This window comes from Acidovorax sp. 62 (assembly GCF_002754495.1).
Lineage (GTDB): Bacteria > Pseudomonadota > Gammaproteobacteria > Burkholderiales > Burkholderiaceae_C > Acidovorax.
The window spans coordinates 874617-899124 of sequence record NZ_PEFJ01000001.1 but is presented as its reverse complement, the minus strand read 5'-3'; the positions used below and the strand labels follow the sequence as shown (position 1 = coordinate 899124).

Below are 24508 nucleotides of genomic sequence, written 5' to 3'. Positions count from 1 at the left end.
AATGAATGGCCCCGCCATCACGGAGACATCCCCATGCTGACCTCTTTCATTGACCGGTGCTGCCGCTGCATCAACCTGCTGATCGCCCTGGCCCTTGCGGTGATGGTGCTGCTGGTGTTTGGCAACGTGGTGCTGCGTTACGCCTTCAACTCCGGCATTTCGGTCAGCGAAGAGCTGTCGCGCTGGCTGTTTGTTTGGATCACGTTCCTCGGGGCCATCGTGGCGGTGCGCGAGCATGGCCACCTGGGCACCGACATGCTGCTCACCAAGCTACCGCCCATTGGCCAGCGCATCTGCCTGGTGGCCAGCTACGGGCTGATGCTGTTTTGCACCTGGCTGCTGTTCAGTGGGGCCCTGGCCCAGGCGCGCATCAACCTGGATGTGGAAGCGCCGGTGACGGGTGCCTCCATGGCCATCTTCTATGCATCGGGCGTGGTGTTTGCCGTGGCGTCCGGCCTCTTGCTGCTGATGGACCTCTGGCGCCTTCTGTCGGGCCAGATCGGAGACGACGAGCTGGTGCAAGTCACCGAATCGGAAGACCTGGCCTCGGTCGAGGACCTGCACCTCGATCGCACCGGCGCACCCCACAAGTAATCCGCCCAGGAGACCTACCCATGACTGTTTTCATCTTCCTTGGCTCCCTGCTGGCGGCCATGGCCATTGGCGTGCCCATCGCCTACGCTCTGCTGGTGTCTGGTGCGGCACTGATGTGGCACCTGGACCTGTTTGACGCGCAGATCCTGGCGCAGAACGTCATCAACGGCGCAGACTCGTTTCCGCTGCTGGCGGTGCCGTTTTTCATGCTGGCGGGCGAGATCATGAACGTGGGCGGCTTGTCCCAGCGCATTGTCAAGCTAGCGCTGACGCTGGTGGGGCACAAGCGCGGCGGGCTGGGGTTTGTGGCCATTTTGGCGGCCTGCATGCTGGCCGCACTGTCGGGCTCCGCCGTGGCCGACACGGCGGCGCTGGCAGCCCTGCTGCTGCCCATGATGGTAAAAGCCGGACACGACAAGGCACGCGCCGGGGGGCTGATTGCCTCAGCGGGCATCATTGCGCCCGTCATTCCACCGTCCATCGGGTTCGTGGTGTTTGGCGTGGCCGCCAACGTGTCGATCAGCAAGCTGTTTCTGGCGGGCATCGTGCCCGGCTTGATGATGGGGCTGGCCATTGCCGTGGCCTGGTATTGGGTATCGCAGCGCGAGAACATTACGCCGCCGCCCAAAGCATCCACCGCAGAGAAACTCCAAGCGCTCAAGGAATCCACCTGGGCGCTGTTTCTGCCCGTGATCGTGATCGTGGGCCTGAAGATGGGCGTTTTCACCCCCACCGAGGCAGCGGCCGTGGCGGCGGTGTACGCCCTGCTGGTGGCCACCCTGGTCTACCGAGAGCTGCACTGGCGCGAGCTCACGGCCGTTTTTGTGAGCGCTGCCAAGACTACGGCGGTGATCATGTTCCTGGTGGCGGCAGCCATGGTGAGCGCCTGGCTCATCACGGTGGCCGACATCCCCCGGCAACTGATTGACATCCTCAAGCCACTGATCGACTCACCAATGCTGCTGATGATTGCCATCATGCTGCTGGTGATGGCCGTGGGCACCGCCATGGACATGACTCCCACGATCCTGATCATGACGCCAGTGCTGATGCCCGTGGTCAAGGCCGCAGGCATCGACCCCGTGTACTTCGGCGTGCTGTTCATCATGAACAACGCCATCGGGCTGATCACGCCCCCCGTGGGAACGGTGCTGAACGTGGTGGCTGGGGTCGGAAAGATGCGGATGGACGAAGTCACCCGGGGCGTCATCCCCTTCATGGCAGCCCAGTTCGCAGTGATGTTCCTGATGGTGCTGTTCCCCGCCATCGTGCTGGTGCCTATGCGCTGGTTCACCGGCTAGGCGTTTGCACGCCACGACCCACCGTCTACCTCACACGGCCTCTCTTCGGAGCCCCTCATGGAATCGAACACCTTGCACCACGCGACCGAGACCCGTCTGCCGCTAGAGACATTGCTGGCGGCCTTGGGTCCATCGGCCGTGCTCTGGGGGGCGGACATCCCCGAGCGCAACCACAACGATTACAGCGGCCTGCAGCCCAGCCCGCCGCTGGCGGTGGTGCGCCCTGCCGACACGGCGGGCGTGGCAACCGCTTTGCGCATCTGCCACGCCCACGGCATGCCTGTGGTGCCCCAGGGCGGAATGACCGGGCTGTGCGGTGGTGCCCGGGCAGCGCCTGGCCAGGTGGCTTTGTCCTTGGAGCGCCTCGTCGGCATAGAGGAGCTGGATGCCGCTGCAGCCACCATGACGGTGCTGGCAGGGACGCCGCTGGAAGCCATTCAGCAGGCCGCCACTGCTGCCGGATTTTTCTGCCCGCTGGACCTGGGGGCACGCGGCTCGTGTGCCATTGGCGGCAACCTGGCCACCAATGCCGGTGGCAACCGCGTGATCCGCTACGGCATGGCCCGCGAGATGGTGCTGGGTATTGAAGTGGTGCTGCCCGACGGCACCGTAGTGACCAGCCTCAACAAGATGATCAAGAACAATGCGGGGTTTGACCTCAAACACTTGTTCATCGGCAGCGAGGGCACGCTGGGCATCATTACCCGCGTGGTGCTCAAGCTGTTTCCACAGCCTGCCTCGACCATGGTGGCCGTCTGCGCGCTGCGCAGCTATGCCGATGTGCTGGCGCTGCTGAACTCCGCCCGCCAGAACCTGGGGCCACTGCTATCGGCCTTTGAGGTCATGTGGCCTGACTACTGGCAATTTGCCATGCGCCACGCGCCTGGGGTGCGCAACCCGTTCCCAGGAGACGAGACCAACTACGGGGCCTATGTGCTGGTGGAAGCACTGGGCACCGACCCGGTTCAGGATGCGCCACGCTTTGAGCGCTGGCTGGAGGGACTGATGGAGACAGGCGCGGTGCCCAATGCTGCGTTGGCACAGTCGCTGGCCGATGGCAAGGCGTTCTGGCGCATCCGCGACGCCAGTGGCGAACTGAACCCTGTGTGGCCTCACCACCTGGCCTTTGATGTGGGATTGCCCGTGGCGCGCATGGACGAATACGCCAGCCGCTGCAGACAAGCCCTGCAAGCGCAGTTCCCGGGGGTGCAATCGCTGTTCTATGGCCACATTGGTGACGGCAACCTGCACATCATCGTGTACCAGCCCGCAGCCGACCCACAGCCCAAGGACCAGGTCAATGCCCTGGTGTATGGCCTGGTGCGAGAGTACGGCGGCACGGTCTCTGCAGAGCATGGCATCGGCACCCTCAAACGCGAGTGGCTGGGGCACGCACGCGCCCCCGAAGAGATCGCGCTGATGCGGCTCATCAAGAACGCCATCGACCCCAAGGCGCTGCTCAACCCCGGCAAGGTTCTTTGACTCTTATCCACCGCTCGCACCACCACGCCATGACCACACTTCGACTTGCCAACAAAACCGCTTTTGTCACCGCTGCAGGCCAAGGCATAGGCCGCGCCACCGCCGTCGCTTTTGCAGCCCAGGGCGCACGCGTGATCGCCACCGATATCAATGCCCAGGCGCTCGCCACGCTCCAGGACGACATTGGCTGCACAGTGCACACCTTGGATGTCACCGACCCACTGGCCATCGCAGCGGTGGCGCAGTCTGCGGGCCCCATACAGGTGCTGTTCAACGGTGCTGGGTTTGTGCACGCAGGCAGCGTGCTGGACTGCACCGAAGACGAATGGGCTTTTGCGTTCGAGCTGAACGTGCGCTCGCAATTTCGCACCATCAAGGCCTTCCTGCCCGGCATGCTGGCCCAAGGTGGCGGCTCCATCATCAACGTGGCGTCGGTCGCAGGCAGCATCAAAGGGGCACCCAACCGGTTTGTCTACGGCACCACCAAGGCGGCCATCGTCGGCCTGACCAAGTCCGTGGCCGCCGACTTTGTGGCCAAAGGCATTCGCTGCAACGCCATTTGCCCAGGCACCGTGCTGTCACCCTCGCTGCAAGAGCGCATCAATGCCCAGGCACTCGCCACAGGCCAAAGCTTGGCGCAGGTAGAGTCCGGATTTGTCGAACGCCAGCCCATGGGCCGCCTGGGGCGCGCCGAAGAAATTGCCGCGCTGGCCGTGTACCTCGCCAGCGACGAATCGTCCTTCACCACAGGCACCACCCAGATCATCGACGGCGGTTGGTCCAATTAAATGAAATTGAATTAACAAGGAGACATGGAATGAAACTACTGCGCCACGGCCCCAAGGGGCAAGAGAAGCCCGCCCTGCTGCACACCGACGGCACGGTACGCGACCTTAGCGCCGTCCTGCCCGACATCGGCCCCAGCACCTTGTCACCTACCGGCATGGCCGCGCTGGCCAGTCTGGACGCATCCACCCTGCCGGTGGTGGAGCCTGGTCGCCTGGCCGTGCCCTGGACAGGCATGCGCAAATTCATTGCCATTGGCCTGAACTATGCAGACCACGCGGCGGAAGCCAACATGCCCATCCCGCAAGAACCCATCGTTTTCACCAAAACCGTGAATTGCGCCGTGGGCTGCAACCACCCCGTGGTGCTGCCGCAGGGCTCCGTCAAGACCGACTGGGAAGTGGAGCTGGGCGTCGTCATCGGCACCCGTGCGCGCTATGTGAGCGAAGCCGATGCGTTGAAGCATGTGGTGGGCTACTGCACCATCAACGATATTTCCGAGCGCGAGTACCAGCTCGAACGCGGCGGCACCTGGGACAAGGGCAAGGGCTGCGACACCTTTGGCCCCATTGGCCCTTGGTTGGTCAGCGCAGAGGAAGTTGGCGATCCGCAAAACCTGGCGATGTGGCTGGACGTGAATGGCGAGCGCCAGCAAACGGGCAGCACCCGTACCATGATTTTTACGGTGGCTCAGCTCGTCAGCTACCTCAGCCGCTTCATGACCCTGGAGCCCGGAGACCTCATCACCACAGGCACCCCGCCGGGTGTGGGCATGGGCAAAAAACCCGCACCCCAGTTTTTGAAACCTGGCGATGTCATCACCCTCGGCATCGAAAAGCTGGGCGACCAACGCCAGACGGTTTTCGCCTGGGACCCTCAGCTCATTGATGGCTGAGCCCCCCGCCGCGTGATAGCCCAGCGCTGATACCGGCGTTGGGCGCATCGAACCAGTCTGCGCGCACGGGCTTTTGCCCCTGACGCGCAGGGGGTCGAGAGCGGAAACTGCGCAAAATGATGCGTAAACGCTACGCCCTTACGCATTGACGAGCATTTTCAGGAGCGCTGCCACGGCCTTGCAGCCCCCGAGATAGAGGGGCGGCACCAGCCAAACGCAGGTTATTGGGGTTAAGCCTGAAAATTTCCCCCCCAACGCACCCCGAACTGCTTCTAGAATTTGTAAACGTGCGTATCAGCGCGAAGGACACCGACCATGAAAGCAGTTCAGCAAGAAATCGACGAACGGACCAACCTCACCAGCACGAACAAGTTCGAGCTGCTGTTGTTCCGACTGGGTATTGACAGTGCGCTGGGCAAATCAGAGCTGTTCGGGATCAATGTGTTCAAGATCCGCGAGATCGTGGCCATGCCCAGCATCACGCCCATCGCCGGAACCACCGCCCATTCGTTGGGAGTGGTCAACCTGCGCGGCCAGGTGATCCCGGTGCTGGACTTGCCCTCCATCGTGGGCTGCAAGCCCCAAACGGGGCTCAACATCATGTTGGTGACTGAATACGCGCGCACCACGCAAGCCTTTGCGGTCGAATCGGTGGAGGACATCGTTCGCCTCGACTGGAAGCAAGTGCTGTCGGCCGAAACCAGCGGCGCCGCAGGCAAGCTGGTCACCAGCATTGCACGCCTGGATGGCAACACCGATGAGTCCCGCCTGGCCCAGGTGCTGGACGTAGAAGCCATTTTGCAAATGGTCTCGCCCTCCGACGGCCACGAAGTCACGGAAGAGAAAGTGGGCGCCAAGCTCAAGCTCAAGCCTGGCACCATCATCCTCGCAGCGGATGACTCCTTCGTGGCCCGCTCACTCATCGAGCAGGAACTGAAGGTCCTCCAAGCACCGTACGAGATGGTCAAGTCCGGCAAAGAAGCCTGGGACCGGCTCAATGCCATCGCCAAGGCCGCAGAAGCCGAGGGCAAGTCTGTTACAGACCGTGTGGCCATGGTGCTGACCGACCTGGAAATGCCCGAGATGGACGGGTTCACCCTCACCCGCAACATCAAGCAAGACGCTCGCTTCAGCGGCCTGCCCGTGGTGATTCACTCCTCGCTGTCTGGCTCGGCCAACGAAGACCACGTCCGCAGCGTGGGTGCGGACGGCTACGTCGCCAAGTTTGTGGCCGAAGACTTGGCCGAAACCATTCGGCGCGTTCTCCCCCGCTGATGACGTTTCCCATCCCCGGCAATGCCGGGGATGGATCGACACTGCCGCCCAACCACGAGCATTCGCAGCTTGTGGACCCGGGTGAAGATTGGCTGGCAAAACGAAGCGGCCCTGGCCGGGCGCCACGTCGAGGGCAGCACAAGCAGTACGACAAGACGGGACAACAACGCCAGGGGAGTTTGGTGAGCTGCATTCAACCCGCTTGGGCGCGTGCTTTCACCCCCTGACACGGACAAGGCCGTCGCTCACGACAGCGCCCCTACGGCATGGCGCTGACTGTCTCTACCGCACAGCCGGAAGGCTCAGTGCGCTCAAAACCGCAGCCCCGTCAACCAAAACGGGGCCCCAGGCGTCATGGTGTGATACACCGCCACTGCAAGCCATCGCACCAGTCGCGGCCTAGACTCAGGCACACGGGGCACGCAGCCTGCCCCAAAGGGATCCACCCATGAAACCATCCATCAGCCGATTCGCAGGTGCTTTTGCGCTGTGCGCAGGGCTGGCCGCCTGCACCACCGTGCCGGGAGACCCCTATTACGAGGCCCCCTACTACCCGGTGTACCAACCCCAACCGGTGTACATCTACAACCAGCCCCCACTGATTCGCCCCTACCCGGTGGCACCACCCCCTCCTGTTTACTATGGACGCCCCTACGACGATGACCGCCGGGGCTGGAACCACCCGCCTGCGGCCAATGACCGTTGGCGCGACAGAGACAATGGCCGTGATCGAGACAACGCCCGCGACAGAGACCGAGCCGATCGCGACCGCAGGGATCGGGAAGACAGAGAGCGCCACGACCGGGAAGCCCAGCGGGGACGCCCTCCTGAACGCGTTCAGCCGCCACCTCCACCGCCCGCGCAAAGCCCGGACAGGGTCTGGCGCGATGCCCGGCCACCAAGCCAAGGCCAGTCTGCCGAGGACAATCGCGGCCGAGGCTCCAGGCCTTCAGACCCGGCAAACCGCTGACCGCCTGCGCCGCCCACTCCAACCCGGAACAATGCCATGCCTTACCGCCTGAAGCCCCTGTGGAAATGGCCCGCCGCAGCGGTACTTTGTGCCTGCAGTGCCCTGCCTGCGTTCAGCCAAGTCATTCGCTGCACCGACGCCAAGACCGGACAAGTCACCTACACCGACGGCAAGTGCGCAACGGGTGCCGCTGCCCACGAGGTGGAAGCCAAACGCACAGCAGAGGAAATTGAGCAGGAGCGACGCTCTGCCGAGCGGGCGTTGGAACTCAAACAACAGCGGCAGCAAGCCGAAAGCGCAGCAGCCAGTGCGCAAAGCCAGCGCGAGGTGGAACAAGAGCGCCTGCGCGCCGCACGGGCCGCCGCAGCAGCCCCCCTGCCCAAAGACTACGCCAGCTCACCCGAATGCGCCAAATCGCGCAGGAATCTGGAGCTGGTGTCGACCGGCCTGTCTCGCTCCAACTACGACCAGGAGATGCGCATTGAAGCGGCACAACGGCAAATGGACCTGGACTGCCTGGGGCCGCAAGGCTATGCGGAGCTGGAGCGCGCCCGGGCCGCTCAGCCCCGCGTCATGGTCACTCCGCAGCGACGCCCGGCCTACCCCACGCCGGCTCCGGCACCCCAGCAGCCTTACCTGACGACCTGCAGCAACTTCTACTGCATCGACAACACCGGGGCGCGCTACCCACGGTCAGGCCCTGGCCAGTTCCCCGGCAACGGTGGCGTGTGCAAATCCAAAGGCGGGCAGGCCCCCTGCTGACAGCCCCACACAGTCCAAGCCCCCCAAGATGTGACCTCAAGCAGCAGGGCGTGCTGACAACCCCGTTGCAACGTCCGGAAACTGCAGCCGCAAGCCCAGCTCCTGCACCATGCGCCGGTTGTCCAGGCGGCGCGATTCACTCATAAAGCTCAGCAGCACCAGCGGCAATTGCTCTTTGGCCGCGCTGCGCGCAATGCGGGGTGGGCGGGGTAGCCCGTACAAGTCCGCAGCCAAATCAAAATAGTCACCCATTCGCAGGTGGTGCCCGTCGCTCACGTTGTACACCCGCTGGGCGCGCCCTCGCCACAGCGCCGCCATGCAGGCCCGGGCCAAGTCATCGGCATGGATGTGGTTGGTGAAGACATCATCAGCAGCCTCCAGCACGGGTGTGCCTTTGAGCAACCGGGCCCGGGGCGTGCCCCCCTCACGGTCTGGCGCATAAATGCCGGGAATGCGCAAAATGCTGGCACGCACGCCCGCACGCCCCAGGTGGCGCACAGCCGCCTCGGCATCCACCCGCCGCTGGGCACGGGGTGTGGCGGGCGCCAGCAAACGCTCCTCGCGCACTAGCGCTCCGGTGCAGTCGCCGTACACGCCGCTGGTCGATGCGTACACCAGCGATACGGGCAAGCGGCGCATTCGCAGCACGCGGCCCAGGGCCTGGGTGCGGGGGTCGCGCCACCAGGCATCGCGCCCTCCGCCTTCTGTAGGCGGTGGTGCCAGATGCAACACCCGCGTGGCAACGCCCGCCAAGCGCCGCAAGCTCGCTGCGTCGTCCAGATTGCCCAGCACCGGGGTTGCCCCCAACTGGCGCAGTGCGGCGCGGCGGTCTGGGCTGGAGGTCAGGGCCATAACCCGCATGCGCCCGGCCCCTGCCCCCTGTGCTAGGTTGCGGGCCACACGGCTGCCAACATCGCCACAGCCCACGATCAACAATCGCTCACGGCGAAAACGGGCAGGCAAGGCGCCCAGGGCACTGGACAAAGCCACGGTACTCATGATTTCTTTCGGGTGAACAAGCAGAAAAAGTTCAATGGTCAAACAGGCAACCCACAGGCTCTGAAGCCCACAGCGCCAAGGCCAAACCCTTGCGGCGCACTGAGCAAACGCAATGCAAAGCCGTGCGGCTCAGCACACCTTCAGTTTCTGCGGGCAAAATTGGCGCCATTCGCATAAGCCCCCGAGGATACCCACAACATGACGCGACCCGACGACGCTGCTGGCGCCGCATTCCAGATCTCTGTAACGCCCAGCGGGCGCACCTTCCAAAGCCAAGGCGATGAAACCATCCTGGCCGCAGCCATCCGCAGCGGCGTAGGCCTGCCCTACGGCTGCAAAGACGGCGCCTGTGGCTCCTGCAAGTGCAAAAAGACCAGCGGCTCCGTCACCCACACCGATCACCAGGCCAAGGCACTGAGTGCGGAAGAAGAGGCTGCCGGGTTTGTGCTGACCTGCTGTGCACGGCCGCTGTCCGATGTGGTGCTGGAGTCGCGCCAGGTGACCGATGAAAGCGCCTACCCCATCAAGAAAATGCCGGTGCGTGTCTCCTCGCTGGAGAAACAGTCCCACGATGTGATGCGGATTCGCTTGCAACTGCCTGCGGCAGACACCTTCCGCTACCACGCAGGGCAATACGTGGAGTTCATCCTGCGCGACGGGGCCCGCAGGGCCTATTCCATGGCCAATGCACCGCACACGCAAGAGGCTGCCGCAGGCATTGAGCTGCACATCCGCCACCTGCCGGGCGGCAAGTTCACCGACCATGTGTTCGGCGCGATGAAAGAGAAGGAAATCCTGCGAATCGAGGGCCCCTTTGGCAGTTTCTTCCTGCGCGAAGACTCTGACAAACTCATCGTGCTGCTGGCTTCGGGAACAGGCTTTGCCCCCATCAAGGCGTTGATCGAGCACATGCAAGCCAAGGCCATCACCCGCCCCACCACGCTGTACTGGGGTGGCCGCCGCCCCGAAGACCTGTACATGCACCAGTGGGTGTTGGAACAAGCCGCGCACATGCCGCACCTGCGCTATGTGCCCGTGGTGTCTGACGCCCAGCCGCAAGATGGGTGGACTGGCCGCACAGGCTTTGTGCACCAGGCCGTGCTGGATGATTTTGCCGACCTCTCTGGCCACCAGGTGTACGCCTGCGGCGCGCCCATCGTGGTCGAATCGGCGCGCACAGCGTACAGCGCCCAGCGGGGGCTGCCTGCTGACGAGTTTTACGCAGACTCTTTCACCTCCGAAGCGGACAAGCACGGCCCTTCTGCGTGACGACGGCACTGCGCTGGCAGCTCCACGCAGCCTGGAGGGCTGCCTTTGGCCCTCGATGAAAAGGTTCTCGACACCCAGGCAGTTTTCTTTTTTGCAACAATCACGCCATGAACCGCAGAAACCTCCTCATTGCCAGTGCGGCAGTCACCGCCGCCTTTTCCACCCCGCTGGCCTTGTCGCAAGACGCCGGGCAGCCCATTCGGCTGATCGTGCCTTATGCACCGGGTGGCCCGATCGACGTGACCGCACGGGCACTGGCAGAGCGTGTGCGCGACTCGCTGGGCACCGTGATCATTGATAACAAGGGGGGTGCGGGCGGCAACATCGGCGCAGACGCCATTGCCAAAGCGGCACCCGACGGGCTGACCATCGGCATTGCCGCCACGGCCACCCACGCCGTCAACCCCTGGCTCTACACCCGCATGCCCTTTGACGCGGGCAAAGACTTCACGGCCATCACGCAGATGGTGCGCGTGCCCAATGTGCTGGTGATGAACGCCGCCAAAGCGGAACAACTCAAGATCCACACCCTGGCAGACCTCATCGCCTACGCCAAGGCCAATCCCGCCAAGCTCAACTACGGCAGCGGCGGCAACGGCAGCGCGGGCCATCTGGCCGGAGAAATGTTCAAGCAGCGCGCCAACATCTTTGCGCTGCACATTCCCTATCGCGGGGCCAACCCCGCACAGCTGGCGCTTTTGGCAGGCGAGGTGGACTTCAACATCGACAACCTGGCTGCCGCGGCACCCAACATCCGCTCAGGCAAGCTCAAGGCGCTGGCTGTAACGTCCCTGGAGGCCTCTTCGGCACTGCCCGGCGTGCCCCCCATGGCCAACACCTTCAAGGGGTTCTCCATCGACACCTGGTGGGGCCTGGTGGCCCCCAAGGGCACACCCAAGCCCGTGATCGACAAGCTCAACAAGGCCTTCGTGGCCGCGCTGCAGGCCCCTGAGACCAAAACCCGTTTTGGCGCCCTGCTGGCCGAGCCTGTGGCCACCACACCGCAACAGTTTGAGAGCTTCATGGCCAGCGAGCGCGCCAGGTACCAGGAAGTGGTCAAGCTCTCGGGCGCCAAGGTCGATTAAGATGAAAATAGGCTGTAGCGCTTTCCCATTAAGCGCTAGAAGCTACTTTTTTGATAGCAATTCAGCCGCCCAGGCTTTTGGCAGTCGCTCAATGCGCTGGTCTGCCACGGCCTGCAAGGCAGCCTCGCTCACCAGCGTGGGCGACACTTCGGCCAGCGGCCGCAGCACGAAGGCGCGCTCGGCCATGCGGGGGTGCGGCACGGTGAGGGTGGGGGTGTCCAGCTCGGCGTTGCCATAGCGCAGGATGTCCAAGTCCAGCGTGCGCGGAGCGTTGCGGTAGGGCCGCTCGCGGCCAGCGCCCTGCTCTATCGATTGCAGGCGCTGCAGCACCTCCAGCGCAGGCAGCATGGTGCGCAGCAAGGCCACAGCGTTCAAGTAGTCTGGGCCGCCCGCATCGACCGGTGCACTGGCGTACAAGGCCGAAACATTGACCAGCCGCGTGTCTGGCCAACGGGCCATGGCCTGCAAGGCCTCGTGCAGCGCCTGCTCGCGCTCGCCCAGGTTGGCGCCCAGGCCCACCCAGACATCCACAGGCACCGCCGCGCTCATTCGCTGGTGGCTGGGGCAGCATCCCCGCCAGCGCCGCCCGGCTTGCGGCGACGGCGGCGGCGTTTTTTGGGGGCTGACCCGTCTTCAGCAGGCTCCGGCAGATCGGCTGCTGCGGCATCGGCCGTGGCGGCGGCTCCAGCAGCGGGCTTTTTGGGCACGCGGCGCACCACGGGCTGTTGTGCTTGCTGCTGGGCTTTGAGGCGGGCCTTTTGCTCTTCGCGGGCCTGGTCCAGCAGGTCTTCACGGCGCTCATCGTCTGCCGTCTGGAAGTCTTGCCACCACTCGGCCAGTGCCTCTTCCACCTCGCCAATGTCGGCGCGCAAACGCATGAAGTCAAAGCCTGCGCGGAAGCGGGGCTGCATCACCATGCCAAACGGCGTGTTACCCACGCGCTTTTCAAAGCGAGGTTGCATGACCCAGATTTCGCGCATGTCGGCGGCCAGCTTGCCACGGCCAGACACGTCGCCAATGCGCCGCTCAAACACCTCGTCAATGGAGTCTTGCAGCGCAGGCAAAGCATGTTCACGCCGCCCCATGCGGTCTTCCCAGCCCTTGCGCACGTCTTCCCACAGCACACAGGCCAGCAAAAAGCTGGGGGCCACGGGCTTGCCTTCGTTCACGCGGCGGTCGGTGTCCACCAGCGCGGCTTTGACAAACGGGCTGTCGGCACGCTCCACGGCCACGTCCAGCAGCGGGTAGATGCCCTTGGCCATGCCCAGCTTGCGCAGCTGCTCGATGGTGGCAATGGCGTGGCCGGTTTGCAGCAGCTTGAGCATTTCGTCAAACATGCGGCTTTGGGGCACATCGGCCAGCAAGGTTTGCGACTGCACCAGGGGCGCGGCAGTCTTGGCTTCGATAGAGAAGCCCAACTGGCTGAGCTTGGCGGCAAAGCGCACCGCGCGGATGATGCGCACCGGGTCTTCGCGGTAGCGCGTGGCGGGGTCGCCAATCATGCGCAGGGTCTTCTTCTTGGCGTCCTGAATGCCCTTGTGGTAGTCCACCACCACCTGGGTTTCCGGGTCGTAGTACATGGCGTTGACGGTGAAGTCGCGGCGGGTGGCGTCTTCGTCTTGCGGGCCCCACACGTTGTCGCGCAGCACACGGCCGCTGGCGTCCACCGCATGCTGCATGCCCGACAGTTGGGCCTTGCTGGTCTTTTCGTTGCCGCTGACCTGGCCAGCAGCCGAGTTATCAAGGTAGGCGCGGAAGGTAGAGACCTCGATCACCTCATGCTCGCGCCCCCGGCCATGCACCACGTGCACGATGCGAAAGCGCTTGCCAATGATGAAGGCGCGGCGAAACAGCGCCTTGACCTGCTCAGGCGTGGCATTGGTGGCCACGTCAAAGTCCTTGGGGCGCAGGCCCAGCAGCAAGTCCCGCACCGCGCCGCCCACGATGTAGGCCTCAAAGCCCGCGTCCTTGAGGGTGTGCACCACATCGGCCGCCCGCCGGTCCACCAGCTCGGGGTTGATGCCGTGCACGGACGCGGGCACCTCTTCGCGCTTGCCAAAATGGGGCTTGCCGCCAGAGGTGCCGGGCGTCGATTTGCCCAGCAGTTTGTCGATGAACTTCTTGATCATGGGTATGCAGTAAACAGGTGAATGGGCGCTGTGGGGCAGCCTTCAGGCAGCAGCAGGGGCGCCTGTAGCGGCAGCGGATGCGTCTGCCGAAAACAGGTCCAGTATGCGCCAGCCGCGCTCTTGCGCCAGGGCGCGCAGGCGCGGGTCGGGGTTGGTGGCCACGGGGTGGTTGACTTTTTCCAGCAGCGGCACGTCGTTCATCGAATCGCTGTAGAAGGTGCTGTCCACATCGGCCCAAGTGAGCTGGCGCGCAGCCAACCATTGTTCCATGCGCAGCACCTTGCCCTCGCGCATGGTCGGTATGCCGTCAATTTCGCCCGTGTACCAGCCGTTGGCGTCGCGGGCCAGTTGCACGGCCAGCAACTCCTGCACGCCCAGCGCCTGGGCGATGGGGCGGGTCACGAACTCGTTGGTGGCCGTGACGATGACCACTTGGTCGCCTGCGGCCTCGTGCTGGCGGATCAAATCGAGCGCCTGGGGGTGAATGGCCGGGCCAATCACCTCGCGCATGAATTGCTGGTGCGCCGTGGCCGCCGCATCGGCACCGCGAAGGCGCACGGCTTCGGTGGCAAAGCGCACGTAGTCGTGCACGTTGAGCGTTCCAGCCTGGTAGTGGGCGTAAAACTCATCGTTGCGACGCGCAAACTCCACCGGGTCGTTCCAGCCGATGCGGATGGTGAACTCGCCCCACTCGTAGTCCGAGTCGAGCGGCAGCAGCGTGTGGTCCAGGTCGAAAAGTGCCAAGCGAAGGCGGCTTCTTTGCATTTCAATCATTCAATAAGTTGCGCTGCGTGAGCGATTGCAAAAACTGTCGCTGCCCAAACCCAGCGGTCGCCGCGCAAGGGCCGCCCCGCCGCAGAGGCGGCGCTTTGCTGGCGTGCGCTGGCCGCTCAGGGGGTTGTCCCTCATTGTTCATTCCGATTCGAGCATGGCCTTGAGCAGCGGAATGGTGATGGCGCGCTGGGTGCGCAGCGCAAAGGCGTCCAGTTGGTCCAGCAATTGCATCAGGCTGCCCAGATCCCGCGAGAAACGCTTGAGCATGAAGTCCATGACCTCGTCACCCAGGAACACGCCCCGGGCGTCGGCCTCCTGGCGCAGCACCGCGCGGCGGGCGGTTTCATCGAGCAACTGCAGCTGAAACACATGGCCCCAGCCCATGCGGCTGCGCAGATCGTCGCGCAGCGGCAGGTCGGCCGGGGGCAAATCGCCAGCCGCAAGCACCCAGCGCTGGCCGCCCGTGGCCGGGTTGATGGCATTCACAAACCAGTTGAAGGCACTGGCCTGCTGCGCAGTGTTGTAAAGATGCACTTCGTCCATCACCACGGCCGCCCAGCGCTCGTCAAAGTCTGGCGGGTTGGCCACGGTGGCGTCCATCCAGCCCACGCTGGCGCCCTGCTCGTGCAAGGCTTCGCACACGGCCTTGAGCAAATGGGTTTTGCCGCTACCCGCCTCGCCCCACAAATAGGTGGGCACCGGTGAGCGCGTGCTCTGGCTGCTGCCCTCACCCGCCCACAGGCGCAGGTGTTGCAAAGCAGCATCATTGGGGCCTGCATAGAAGCTCGACAGCGTCGGCCCGGTGACCAGGCCGATATCCAGCGCCAGCTGCTTCATGGCAGCAGCCTGCTGGGCGACATGCTGGAGCGAGAAGAAAAAGCGTAGAACTGCATGGGCTCCAGAGAGAACAGAGAGAAAACAGGACAGTATGGAAGGGTTGCGGCGGGGTGGTCAGCGCGCAGCCCGTAAAATCTGGGCAAATTTTAGTCTGCTGCGCACGCTGGTCCGTGCTTACCCTGCCATGAGCAACTCTGCCGCTACCCCTACCCCCCTGTCCTACAAAGACGCTGGCGTTGACATCGACGCTGGTGACGCCCTTGTCGAGCGCATCAAGCCCCTGGCCAAAAAAACCATGCGCGAAGGCGTGCTGGCAGGCATTGGCGGCTTTGGCGCCCTGTTTGAAGTGCCCAAGCGCTACAAGGAACCCGTGCTGGTCAGCGGCACCGACGGCGTGGGCACCAAGCTCAAGCTGGCGTTTGAATGGAACATGCACGACACCGTGGGCATCGACCTGGTGGCCATGAGCGTGAACGACGTGCTGGTGCAAGGCGCCGAGCCCCTGTTCTTCCTCGACTACTTTGCCTGCGGCAAGCTCGATGTGGACACGGCCGCTGCCGTGGTGGGCGGCATTGCCAAGGGCTGCGAGCTGTCTGGCTGCGCACTGATTGGCGGCGAAACCGCCGAAATGCCCGGCATGTACCCCGCTGGCGAATACGACCTGGCCGGTTTTGCCGTGGGCGCGGTCGAAAAATCCAAAATCCTGACCGGCCAAACCGTGCAGCCCGGCGACGTGGTGCTGGGGCTGGCCAGCCACGGCGTGCATTCCAACGGCTTCAGCCTGGTGCGCAAGTGCATTGACCGAGCCGAAGCCGCTGGCACCGTGCCCGCCACGCTGGACGGCAAGCCCTTCAAGCAAGCCATCATGGAGCCCACCCGCCTGTACGTGAAGAACGTGCTGGCCGCGCTGGCCCAGCACCCCATCAAGGCCCTGGCCCACATCACCGGCGGCGGCCTGCTGGAGAACATTCCCCGCGTGCTGCCCGAAGGCACTGCAGCCCACCTGACCAAGGGCAGCTGGCCCCAGACCGAGCTGTTTGCCTGGCTGCAAAAGACGGCAGGCATCGATGACATCGAGATGAACCGCACCTTCAACAACGGCATTGGCATGGTGGTGGTGGTTGATGCCGCCAACGCTGAGGCCACAGCCGCCACGCTGCGCGCTGCAGGCGAGCAGGTCTACACCATCGGCGCCATTGCGCCGCGCGGCGAAGGTGCCGCCGTGGTCGTTGGCTGATCTGCAGCACGCGCATGGCGCAGCACCAGCCCCCAGCCCTCCCGCCTGAGTCGCCCTCGGCAGCGCTCACCAGCTACACCGCACCGTCGCAGCCCCTGTGGGCTGCGCGCTCGGGCATTGTGTTGGCCAGCTACCTGCTGATGGCCTCTGCCTTGCTGCTGGTGATGTGGCGCGGGCTGCTGCCCGGGCTGCTGTGCGTGTGCCTGGGCTTCTTGCTCACCCGCGCCCTCACGGGCTGGCTCACGGCCGGGTTGCACCGCCTGCAAGGCGCCAATGCGGCGCAGCGCGGCACGCCCCGCGCCGCCCAGGTGGTGGCCGCCGCCGTGGTCATGCTCATGCCCCTGGCATTGCTGGCGGCCGGGCTCACCCACTCGCGCGGGTACCTGGTCGATGCACCGCAGCAATATCGAGAGCTGCTCACCTACATGGCCCGCACGGTGCTGGAACTGCGCCTGAAGCTGCCGGCCGACATGGCCGCCCACCTGCCCGAAGGCGCGGCAGAAATCCAGCGCATCATCGCCAGCTACCTGGGCGCCAAGGCGGGCGCACTGGCCATGGCCGGGCGCGCGTGGCTGGGCAGCGTGCTGTTTGCCTATGTGGGCCTGCTCATCGGCTCCCTTGCGGCGGTGCGCACCTCCAAAGCCTCCCTGGGGCCCCTCGCCCAGCAGCTAGCCCAGCGCATCACGCTGTTTGGCGAGGCATTCCGGCAAATCGTGGCCGCCCAGTTCTGGATTGCGGCGTTCAACACGCTGCTGACCGCGCTCTTCCTGCTGTTTGTGCTGCCGTTCTGGGGCATGGCCCTGCCCTACACCCCGGTGCTCATAACCCTCACGTTTATCGCGGGGCTGGTGCCCATCGTGGGCAATTTGCTGTGCAACGTGGTGATGACCATCGTAGGCCTGTCGGTATCGCCCATGGCCGCCGCCGCCTGCCTGGGCTTTCTGATCCTGATCCACAAGGCCGAATACGTCATCAACGCCAAGGTGGTGGGCCAGCGCACCCAGATGGGCGTGTGGGAGTTGCTGAGTGTGATGTTTGTGGCCGAGGCCATTTTTGGCCCGGCCGGGCTGGTGGCGGCGCCCTTGTTTTACGCCTACCTCAAGAAAGAGCTGGTCGCTGCACGGCTGGTTTGATTCGCCCGCCCACTCTATTCAAAATTGATAGCACCTTGCGCTTATCCAACGGGCGCTAGAGGCATATTTAGCCCTAAACCCCCAAGAATCTGCGCTAAGCCAGGCGGCCAAACTGCCTTGCGACAAAAGCCCAGGCCAGTGCCGAAGCATCAGGCCCCGCCGGGTCGCTGTGGGGCAATCCTGGTGCCCCGCCGCTCCAGGCGTGGCCCAGCCCCGTGATCTCCCGCACCGACACCACCACCTGGCCACGGGCCTTGAACTCCATGGCCTGCATGGGGTAGCGCTGGCCCCGGCGCAGGGTGCGCGATGCCGTCGCCCGTGCGCCCGCCGCACTGGCCCACAGCACCGCCGTGGCGGCGGCATTGCGCACCGAGACAACGCCATCGGCATCGCCATGCAGGATGAGCAGCGGCGGCAGGGACTGGCGATCTGCCGCAACCCCATCGCCAACGCCCCCCAAGCCGCCCGCAGGCAGCGGAGCCTGTGCGATCGGCAAATGCGCATCGCGGCTGCCACGCATGGCGGCCACGGCGGTAGCTGCGGATTCAGCCGTGCCCGGGGCCACCCCGGAGTGCATGACCACCGCGCAAAAGCGCGATGGGTAGCGCGCCGCCAGCAGCGCAGCCATGCTGCCGCCAGCAGACAAGCCCGCCACAGCTACACGCCCCAGATCGACCGGATGGCGACGCGCAACCTGGTCCACAGCGGCCAGCAAGGTGGCGGCCTCGGCATCGGCCTTGCCACTGCGGCGGTCGTACCAGTTCCAGCAACCATGGGCATTGGCCACACGCTCTTGCTCGGGGTACAGCACCAAAAAACGCTTGCGCGCCGCCAGGCGGTTCATGCGCGAGCTGGCAGCCAGGTCGCGCCCCGTTTGCCCGCAGCCATGCAACATGACCAGCAACGGAAACGACTCCCCCGGGGCTGGTGCCAACCCCGCAGGCACAAAAAGATGGAAGCGCCGCGCCCCTGCCGGGCCGGGGGCAATCCCCGCCAACCACTCGGAAGACGCACCTGCCAGTGGGGTGGTGCGCCTGGGCGCCGCCCGCGCCGCTTTGCGGGCCACAGCGCCACCCTGCACAGGCGCGCGTTTCTTGCCCTTCACAGGCTTGGCCACGCGCACCAACGCCGCCAGGTTGCGTCGGTAAGCGCGGGTGAGCGCCGCCAACGAAAACAGACTGCTTTTGTGAGGCATGGGGGCAATGGCTCCAGAAAATAAGGGAAAACCCTGACCACCATAGCAGGTATTGGCCCAAGCCTTGATTTACGGCAGGTTGCAAACCACGCCAGCAAGGCACGTGCCCGGTGCGCGGCCCCTACATAGCCCGCTCATGTCCCACAAAAGCCCAAAAAAGACTGCGCACAGATTTTTCCATCTATGTCCTGATTTGATCGAAACTCGTCCAACCCTGAACTGACGGCAGGCTGTAGCGCTTTCAAAATAAGCGCATATCCACCCACTTGCAAAAGGCTGCTTCATGAAAACTTGTCTGATAGTGATTGATGTCCAGGAATCGTTTCGGCACCGCCCGTTTTTCACAGAAACAGGCCTGCCCGCCTACCTGGCTGCACAAAATGCCTTGATCGAGGGCTGCATCGCCCAGGGCATTCCCGTGGTGCGGGTGTTTCACTCCGAAGGGCCAGAGACGGCCGCCAATCCCTTCTCGCAGACTTCCGGCCACGTGAGCCCCCTGAAGGGCCTTGCGGACTTTGATGCTGCAGCCACCTTCACCAAATCGCGCCACAGCGCGCTGGTGGGTACGGGCCTGGATGTATGGCTGACACGCCATGGGGTTCAGAACCTCATCATCAGCGGCATCCGCACCGAGCAATGCTGCGAAACCACCACCCGCCACGCCTCTGACCTGGGCTGGAACGTGGACTATGTGCTGGACGCCACCCACACCTGGGACATGGTGCAGCCCGACGGCCAGACGCTGGCGGCCGCCGACATCAAAACCCGCACCGCGACCGTGCTGCAAGGCCGCTTTGCCACGCTGTGCACGGTGGATGAAGCACTTGCACGGGCCCAGTCTGCCGCCTTGACCGGGGTGCACGCATGAGCCGCCCCCTGAACATCTCCATCTTGGTGTTTGACGATGTGGAAGCCCTGGACCTGGGCGGCCCGTATGAAGTCTTCACCACTGCCACCCGCATGCACCAACGCGCGCAGCCCGGTGCAGCCCCGGCCTTCAGCGTGCAATGCGTGGCCCGCACCCTGGATGCCGTACGCGCCCGCGCCGGGCTGCGGGTGTTGCCAGATGCCGACTTTGTCAGCGCGGTAGCGCCCGATGTGCTGGTCGTGCCCGGCGGCGTGGTCGACACCGCCGCCGCATGCCCCGCCACGCGCCAGTGGGTGGCACAGGCCGCCCAGAGCGCCAGCATCACCGCGTCGGTGTGCACCGGGGCGTTCATTCTGGCGGCAGCCGGTGTGCTGCGTGAGGGGCCCGTCACCACCCACTGGGAAGACATTGGCGATCTGCGCGCGCAGTTTCCACAACTCGCCGTTCAAGAGCAGGTGCGCTGGGTCGATCAGGGGCGGCTGGTCACGTCGGCGGGCATCAGCGCAGGCATCGACATGAGCCTGCACCTGGTCAGCCGCTTGCTGAGCCCCGCCCTGGCCGAGCGCACAGCCCGCCAAATGGACACGCCCTGGAACCCTACGCCTTAAACCATGCCGCCCACCGCCAGGCGGCGCCAGCTTCATGGCGGGTGGGCCAAAATAAGCGATGCCAGAAACACACCCCATCCACGTCTACTTTGCCCTGTTGCCAGGCAGCCTGGTGCTCGACTGGGCGGGCCCTGCCGAGGCACTGCGCATTGCCAACCAGGCGCTGGTGGCACAAGGGCAGCCTGCGCGGTTTGTGCAGCACTTCGTCAGCCCCACGCCGCAGTCTGTGACCTCGGTGGGGGCCATGCTGACCGGCTTGGCGCCGCTACCCGCCACCCTGGCGCAACCCGCCTGGGTGGTGCTGGTGGGCTTGGCGGGGCAGCGCATTGACGTGGACAACCCAGAGGCACGCGCCTTGCTGCACTGGCTGCGCGGCCTGCGGCTGGCGGCGGGGCAGCTGGAGCTAGTGACCGTGTGCGCTGGTGCCGTGCTGGCGGCGCACGCGGGCTTGCTCAGCGGCCGCCGTGCCACCACACACCACCTGCACCTGGGCGAGCTAGCGCAAGTGGACCCGCGCTGCGACGTGGCCGCCAACCGCGTGTTTGTGGCCGATGGCCCGGTGCACAGCAGCGCCGGGGTGACCACAGGCGTCGACCTGCTGCTGCACCGCATCAGCGAAACCTGCAGCCCCGCGCTGGCCGCTCAGGTGGCACAGGCCATGGTGGTGGCCCTGCGCCGTGGGCCCAACGACCCTGAGTTCTCGCCCTTTCTGCACCACCGCAACCACTTGCACCCCGCCCTGCACCGCGTGCAGGACGCCATCGGCCAGCAGCCCCAGTCGCCGTGGAATGTGCCCGCCATGGCCGAGGTGGCCCACACCTCGCCCAGGCACCTGACCCGGTTGTTTCTAGAGCATGCGGGCATTGCGCCGCTGCAGTACCTGCGCCGCATCCGCCTGGCCACCGCCGAAGCAGCCCTGCAGTCGGGTCGCAACGTCACCCAGGCCGCAGAGTTGGCAGGGTTCAGCTCAGACACGCAATTGCGGCGGGCCTGGCACCAGTTTGGCCGCAGCGGCACGCCATCGCAGTCCGGCGGCAGTGTGCACGGGCACTGATGCGAACCTTTGCCCAGCCAGGTGGGATCGGTGCCATTTCAGCCCCTAGCGCTCGATAAATAAGCGCTAGCAGCTACCAAAACAGGAGCAAAACCACCCTACAGACTGGCTCACACCTTCGCCCACACCCTCTCGTCAGTACATCTCTGGCACGTACATCGAGGCAGGCACCGGCTGGCGCAGGTATTCGGGGTTGCGCACCCGGTCTGGCAGCACCACGGGGGCGTGGGGCACCTCCTGGTATGGCAACTGGCCCAGCAGGTGGGCAATGCAGTTGAGGCGGGCCTTTTTCTTGTCTACCGCCTGCACCACCCACCAGGGCGCTTCGGGGATGTGGGTGCGCTCCAGCATCGTTTCTTTGGCCTTGGTGTAGGCCTCCCAGCGCACACGGCTTTCCAGGTCCATGGGGCTGAGCTTCCACTGCTTGAGCGGGTCATGGATGCGCCCCAGAAAGCGCAGGTGCTGCTCCTCATCGGTGATGGAGAACCAGTATTTGACCAGCGTGATGCCCGAGCGCACGAGCATTCTTTCGAAGTCAGGCACGGTGCGGAAAAACTCTTCGTACTCGTCGTCAGAGCAAAAGCCCATCACCCGCTCAACGCCCGCGCGGTTGTACCAGCTGCGGTCGAACAACACCATCTCACCGGCCGCAGGCAGGTGCGCCACATAGCGCTGAAAGTACCACTGCGTGCGCTCACGGTCGTTGGGCGCAGGCAGTGCGGCAACGCGGGCGACGCGCGGGTTCAGCCGCTGGGTGATGCGCTTGATGACGCCGCCTTTGCCCGCCGCGTCGCGGCCTTCAAACAAGATCACCACCTTCTGGCGGCTGTGCTGCACCCAGTCTTGCAGTTTGACTAGCTCACCCTGCAGGCGAAACAGCTCTTTGAAGTAACGCTGGCGCTCCAGCTTGTCGGTGGCAACCAGGTCGCCCTCTTCGTCCACGTTGCGGTCCTCAATCTCCAGCTCCAACTCTTCGTCGTAGCTGTCGATCAGATCGTTGGCGATGCGCTGCATCAGGTCCTGGGCGTCGAACGGGGCGTTCTGGAGCATGGTGGTCAGAAGTGCAAAAAAGATGGCGCCGATGCTGCCCAGCCCTAGTGACAAAGTGATGACAGCCACGGAAAAGTCATGAAAAAGTCACACAACCGCCGCAACATTGCACGCTGGCATCAGCACCTCCGCTCTTCGTTTTCGCCCTCCCCTCTTCATGACTGCACCCCTTGCCAGCACGGCACCCCATGGCGGCTACGGAGGCGATACCGCAGGCCTGATCTGTGGCTATCTGATGCAAGACGGCGGCCACCACGCCCGCCCCCTGGACAGCACCGAGGCCGTGCAGTGGCTGGACGCCCATCGACTGCAAGGCGCAGCACCAGACACCGCGGCGCCGCACGCCCCCGCCCAGCCTGCCGCCTTTGTGTGGCTGCATTTCAACCTGGCCCACGCACAAGCGGTGCGTTGGATGCAGCGGCACGCCGACCTGCCTGACGCTTTTTTTGAAGCCCTCAAAGACGGCTCCTACTCCACCCGCATCGAGCGCGATGACGACGCCTTGATGGGCGTGCTCAACGATGCGCACTTTGACTTCGCGTTCGAGCCGTCCGACATTGCCACGCTGTGGATCTGCGTGCTGCCCCACCTGGTCATCACCGCGCGGGCGCACCCGCTGCGATCGGTGGATGCTCTGCGCACGGCGGTGCGCCAGGGACACACCCCGCGCTCGAGCGTGGCGCTGCTGGAGCAGCTGATGCGCACCCAGGCGGCCGGGCTGGTGGACATCGTACGCGGCGTGACGCAGCGCATCGACGGCATTGAGGACGAGTTGCTGGCAGGCCGGCTCAACCACAAACGCGCCCGCCTGGGCGTGCTGCGCAGGCTGCTGGTGCGGCTGCAGCGCCTGCTGGCGCCCGAGCCCGCCGCCCTGTTCCGTCTGCTGGCCCATCCGCCGCACTGGATGGGGGCTGAAGATGTGCAGGAACTGCGCGATTCGACCGAAGAGTTCTCGGTGGTGCTGCGCGACATGCAGGGGCTGCAAGAGCGCATCAAGCTGCTGCAGGAAGAGCTGGCCGCCAGCGTGCAAGAGGCCAACAGCCGCAGCCTGTTTGTGCTGACGGTGGTCACGGTGCTGGCGCTGCCCATCAACATCCTCACCGGGCTGCTGGGCATGAACGTGGGGGGCATTCCCCTGGCGGGCAGCGAGCACGGTTTTTGGGTGATCGTGTGCATTCTGGTGGTCTTTACCGCCGTGGCAGGCTGGCTGGCACTCAGGGGCACGCGGGACAACTGAAGCGCTGCCAAGCACGGCAGCAGCGTGCAACTACAATGCCGCCCCTGCCCTGTAGACCCGGCCCCGCGCCCGCACACCATGAACATCGTTGTCAACGAAGAACTCAAAGCCTATATCGACCCCCTGACCCCTGACGAGCACGATGCGCTGGAGCGCAGCATCTTGGCCGAGGGCTGCCGGGACGCCCTGGTGCTGTGGGGCGATGTGCTGGTGGACGGACACAACCGCTACGGCATTTGCCAAAAGCACGGCCTGCCTTTTCAGACGGTGCAAAACACCCACTTCCAGTCGATGGAAGACGTGCACCTGTGGATGATTGACCAGCACCTGGGCCGCCGCAGCGTGTCGGACTTTCAGCGCGGTGTGCTGGCACTGCGCAAGCGCGAAATCGTGGCCGACCGCCGTGCGCGCGCTGCGGCCACCTTTGTGGCCAGCGCCCCGGCTGAAGAAACCCAAGCCGAGGCGGATCCGTCTACCGATGTGGCCACCACCAGCGTAGCCCCTGCCGAAGACCTGAGCAGCCGCGAAGCCATTGCCCGCGCTGCACGCCTGAGCAGCAGCCAGGTGGTGATGATCGAGAAAATCCAGAAGCAGGCAGCGCCCGAGCTGGTGGCCGCCGTCAAGTCCGGCACCATCTCGCTCAATGCCGCTGCCGCTGTGGCCACGCTGCCCGCCGAAGAACAAGTGGCAGCCGCCGTGGCAGGCAAGGACGAACTGAAGCAAGCCGCCAAGCGCGTGCGCGAAGCCAAGCGCAAGACCCGCGAAGAGACGCCTGTAAAGGCCGCCGATGAGGCGGCAGCCCCCAGTGATGCCCCCGCCGCAGATGAACTGCAAACCCTGCGCGCCCGCGTGGCCGAGCTGACCGCAGAGAACGAAGCACTGCGCCAGCAACTGGCCCAACTGCGTGGGTCTGATGCGCCATCCACAGGGGGCGACGGGCAACCGTTTTAAGGCAGCACCCGGTTTTT

Annotated in this window: 24 protein-coding genes; 17 read left to right on the top strand and 7 right to left on the bottom strand. The window is 64.8% G+C overall.

The annotated features are described in order from the left end of the window. The first annotated feature begins 33 nt into the window (after nucleotides 1-33). The 8 genes from CLU86_RS04085 (at nucleotide 34) to CLU86_RS04050 (ending at nucleotide 8065) form a co-directional block, all read left to right on the top strand. Nucleotides 34-594, top strand: a complete 561-nt coding sequence (locus CLU86_RS04085) for a TRAP transporter small permease (RefSeq protein ID WP_099740728.1) — start codon at nucleotides 34-36, stop codon at nucleotides 592-594. 20 nt (nucleotides 595-614) lie between these two features. After that, nucleotides 615-1895 carry a TRAP transporter large permease subunit gene (locus CLU86_RS04080; RefSeq protein ID WP_099654966.1) on the top strand — a complete coding sequence of 427 codons (1281 nt, stop codon included), beginning with the start codon at nucleotides 615-617 and terminating at the stop codon, nucleotides 1893-1895. Between the two features lie 57 nt (nucleotides 1896-1952). Further along, complete coding sequence (locus tag CLU86_RS04075) at nucleotides 1953-3377, top strand: FAD-binding oxidoreductase (protein ID WP_099740727.1); 1425 nt, start codon at nucleotides 1953-1955, stop codon at nucleotides 3375-3377. A gap of 29 nt (nucleotides 3378-3406) precedes the next feature. Beyond that, a complete protein-coding gene (locus CLU86_RS04070; protein WP_099740726.1) occupies nucleotides 3407-4165 on the top strand; it encodes an SDR family oxidoreductase in 759 nt (252 codons plus the stop codon). Between the two features lie 29 nt (nucleotides 4166-4194). Continuing rightward, nucleotides 4195-5058 (top strand): fumarylacetoacetate hydrolase family protein, encoded by an 864-nt coding sequence (locus tag CLU86_RS04065; protein WP_099740725.1) that lies wholly within the window; start codon nucleotides 4195-4197, stop codon nucleotides 5056-5058. 315 nt (nucleotides 5059-5373) lie between these two features. Next, a complete protein-coding gene (locus CLU86_RS04060; RefSeq protein ID WP_099654962.1) occupies nucleotides 5374-6333 on the top strand; it encodes a chemotaxis protein in 960 nt (319 codons plus the stop codon). A gap of 448 nt (nucleotides 6334-6781) precedes the next feature. Next, nucleotides 6782-7303 (top strand): hypothetical protein, encoded by a 522-nt coding sequence (locus CLU86_RS22535; protein WP_143225919.1) that lies wholly within the window; start codon nucleotides 6782-6784, stop codon nucleotides 7301-7303. A gap of 36 nt (nucleotides 7304-7339) precedes the next feature. After that, nucleotides 7340-8065 (top strand): DUF4124 domain-containing protein, encoded by a 726-nt coding sequence (locus CLU86_RS04050; RefSeq protein WP_099740723.1) that lies wholly within the window; start codon nucleotides 7340-7342, stop codon nucleotides 8063-8065. A 36-nt stretch (nucleotides 8066-8101) separates the two neighbouring features. Here CLU86_RS04050 and CLU86_RS04045 read toward each other — a convergent pair whose 3' ends face one another. After that, nucleotides 8102-9064: an SDR family oxidoreductase gene (locus tag CLU86_RS04045; protein WP_099740722.1), complete on the bottom strand. Its 963-nt coding sequence runs from the start codon at nucleotides 9062-9064 to the stop codon at nucleotides 8102-8104. Between the two features lie 198 nt (nucleotides 9065-9262). Here CLU86_RS04045 and CLU86_RS04040 point away from each other — a divergent pair, with 198 nt between their 5' ends. Continuing rightward, nucleotides 9263-10333 (top strand): CDP-6-deoxy-delta-3,4-glucoseen reductase, encoded by a 1071-nt coding sequence (locus CLU86_RS04040; protein WP_099740721.1) that lies wholly within the window; start codon nucleotides 9263-9265, stop codon nucleotides 10331-10333. Nucleotides 10334-10440: 107 nt separating this feature from the next. After that, complete coding sequence (locus tag CLU86_RS04035) at nucleotides 10441-11418, top strand: tripartite tricarboxylate transporter substrate binding protein (protein WP_099740720.1); 978 nt, start codon at nucleotides 10441-10443, stop codon at nucleotides 11416-11418. A 42-nt stretch (nucleotides 11419-11460) separates the two neighbouring features. On the opposite strand, the gene folK is transcribed toward CLU86_RS04035, so the two are convergent. The 4 genes from folK to hda form a co-directional block, all read right to left on the bottom strand. Further along, nucleotides 11461-11967: a 2-amino-4-hydroxy-6-hydroxymethyldihydropteridine diphosphokinase gene (gene folK, locus CLU86_RS04030; RefSeq protein WP_099740719.1), complete on the bottom strand. Its 507-nt coding sequence runs from the start codon at nucleotides 11965-11967 to the stop codon at nucleotides 11461-11463. Next, the gene (gene pcnB, locus CLU86_RS04025; RefSeq protein WP_099740718.1) at nucleotides 11964-13547 is read right to left on the bottom strand and encodes a polynucleotide adenylyltransferase PcnB; all 1584 of its coding nucleotides are present in this window, start codon (nucleotides 13545-13547) and stop codon (nucleotides 11964-11966) included. Before pcnB ends, folK begins: the two co-directional genes overlap by 4 nt. 42 nt (nucleotides 13548-13589) lie before the next feature. Beyond that, nucleotides 13590-14312, bottom strand: a complete 723-nt coding sequence (locus CLU86_RS04020; RefSeq protein WP_369803805.1) for an HAD family hydrolase — start codon at nucleotides 14310-14312, stop codon at nucleotides 13590-13592. 147 nt (nucleotides 14313-14459) lie between these two features. Next, a complete protein-coding gene (hda, locus tag CLU86_RS04015) occupies nucleotides 14460-15158 on the bottom strand; it encodes a DnaA regulatory inactivator Hda (protein WP_099740716.1) in 699 nt (232 codons plus the stop codon). 184 nt (nucleotides 15159-15342) lie between these two features. Between hda and purM the strand changes: the two genes are divergently transcribed. Both purM and CLU86_RS04005 read left to right on the top strand, forming a co-directional pair. Beyond that, nucleotides 15343-16395: a phosphoribosylformylglycinamidine cyclo-ligase gene (gene purM / locus CLU86_RS04010; RefSeq protein WP_099654952.1), complete on the top strand. Its 1053-nt coding sequence runs from the start codon at nucleotides 15343-15345 to the stop codon at nucleotides 16393-16395. A 14-nt stretch (nucleotides 16396-16409) separates the two neighbouring features. Next, on the top strand, nucleotides 16410-17528 hold the full coding sequence (locus CLU86_RS04005) for an AI-2E family transporter (protein WP_099654951.1): 1119 nt from the start codon (nucleotides 16410-16412) through the stop codon (nucleotides 17526-17528). Nucleotides 17529-17622: 94 nt separating this feature from the next. On the opposite strand, the gene CLU86_RS04000 is transcribed toward CLU86_RS04005, so the two are convergent. Then, nucleotides 17623-18723, bottom strand: a complete 1101-nt coding sequence (locus tag CLU86_RS04000; protein WP_099740715.1) for a PHB depolymerase family esterase — start codon at nucleotides 18721-18723, stop codon at nucleotides 17623-17625. A gap of 283 nt (nucleotides 18724-19006) precedes the next feature. Here CLU86_RS04000 and CLU86_RS03995 point away from each other — a divergent pair, with 283 nt between their 5' ends. The 3 genes from CLU86_RS03995 to CLU86_RS03985 are packed head-to-tail and all read left to right on the top strand — an operon-like array spanning nucleotide 19007 to nucleotide 21253. Beyond that, nucleotides 19007-19591 carry a cysteine hydrolase family protein gene (locus CLU86_RS03995; RefSeq protein WP_099740714.1) on the top strand — a complete coding sequence of 195 codons (585 nt, stop codon included), beginning with the start codon at nucleotides 19007-19009 and terminating at the stop codon, nucleotides 19589-19591. Next, on the top strand, nucleotides 19588-20199 hold the full coding sequence (locus CLU86_RS03990) for a DJ-1/PfpI family protein (RefSeq protein ID WP_099740713.1): 612 nt from the start codon (nucleotides 19588-19590) through the stop codon (nucleotides 20197-20199). Before CLU86_RS03995 ends, CLU86_RS03990 begins: the two co-directional genes overlap by 4 nt. A gap of 58 nt (nucleotides 20200-20257) precedes the next feature. Further along, a complete protein-coding gene (locus CLU86_RS03985) occupies nucleotides 20258-21253 on the top strand; it encodes a GlxA family transcriptional regulator (RefSeq protein WP_099740712.1) in 996 nt (331 codons plus the stop codon). Between the two features lie 135 nt (nucleotides 21254-21388). Here the strand turns inward: CLU86_RS03985 and ppk2 are convergent, their stop codons facing one another. Next, nucleotides 21389-22303: a polyphosphate kinase 2 gene (gene ppk2, locus CLU86_RS03980; RefSeq protein WP_099743260.1), complete on the bottom strand. Its 915-nt coding sequence runs from the start codon at nucleotides 22301-22303 to the stop codon at nucleotides 21389-21391. Nucleotides 22304-22460: 157 nt separating this feature from the next. On the opposite strand from ppk2, the gene CLU86_RS03975 reads away from it, so the two are divergent. Continuing rightward, the gene (locus tag CLU86_RS03975) at nucleotides 22461-23540 is read left to right on the top strand and encodes a transporter (protein WP_233194775.1); all 1080 of its coding nucleotides are present in this window, start codon (nucleotides 22461-22463) and stop codon (nucleotides 23538-23540) included. A gap of 78 nt (nucleotides 23541-23618) precedes the next feature. Then, nucleotides 23619-24491 carry a plasmid replication/partition related protein gene (locus tag CLU86_RS03970; RefSeq protein ID WP_099740711.1) on the top strand — a complete coding sequence of 291 codons (873 nt, stop codon included), beginning with the start codon at nucleotides 23619-23621 and terminating at the stop codon, nucleotides 24489-24491. The last annotated feature ends 17 nt before the right edge of the window (nucleotides 24492-24508 follow it).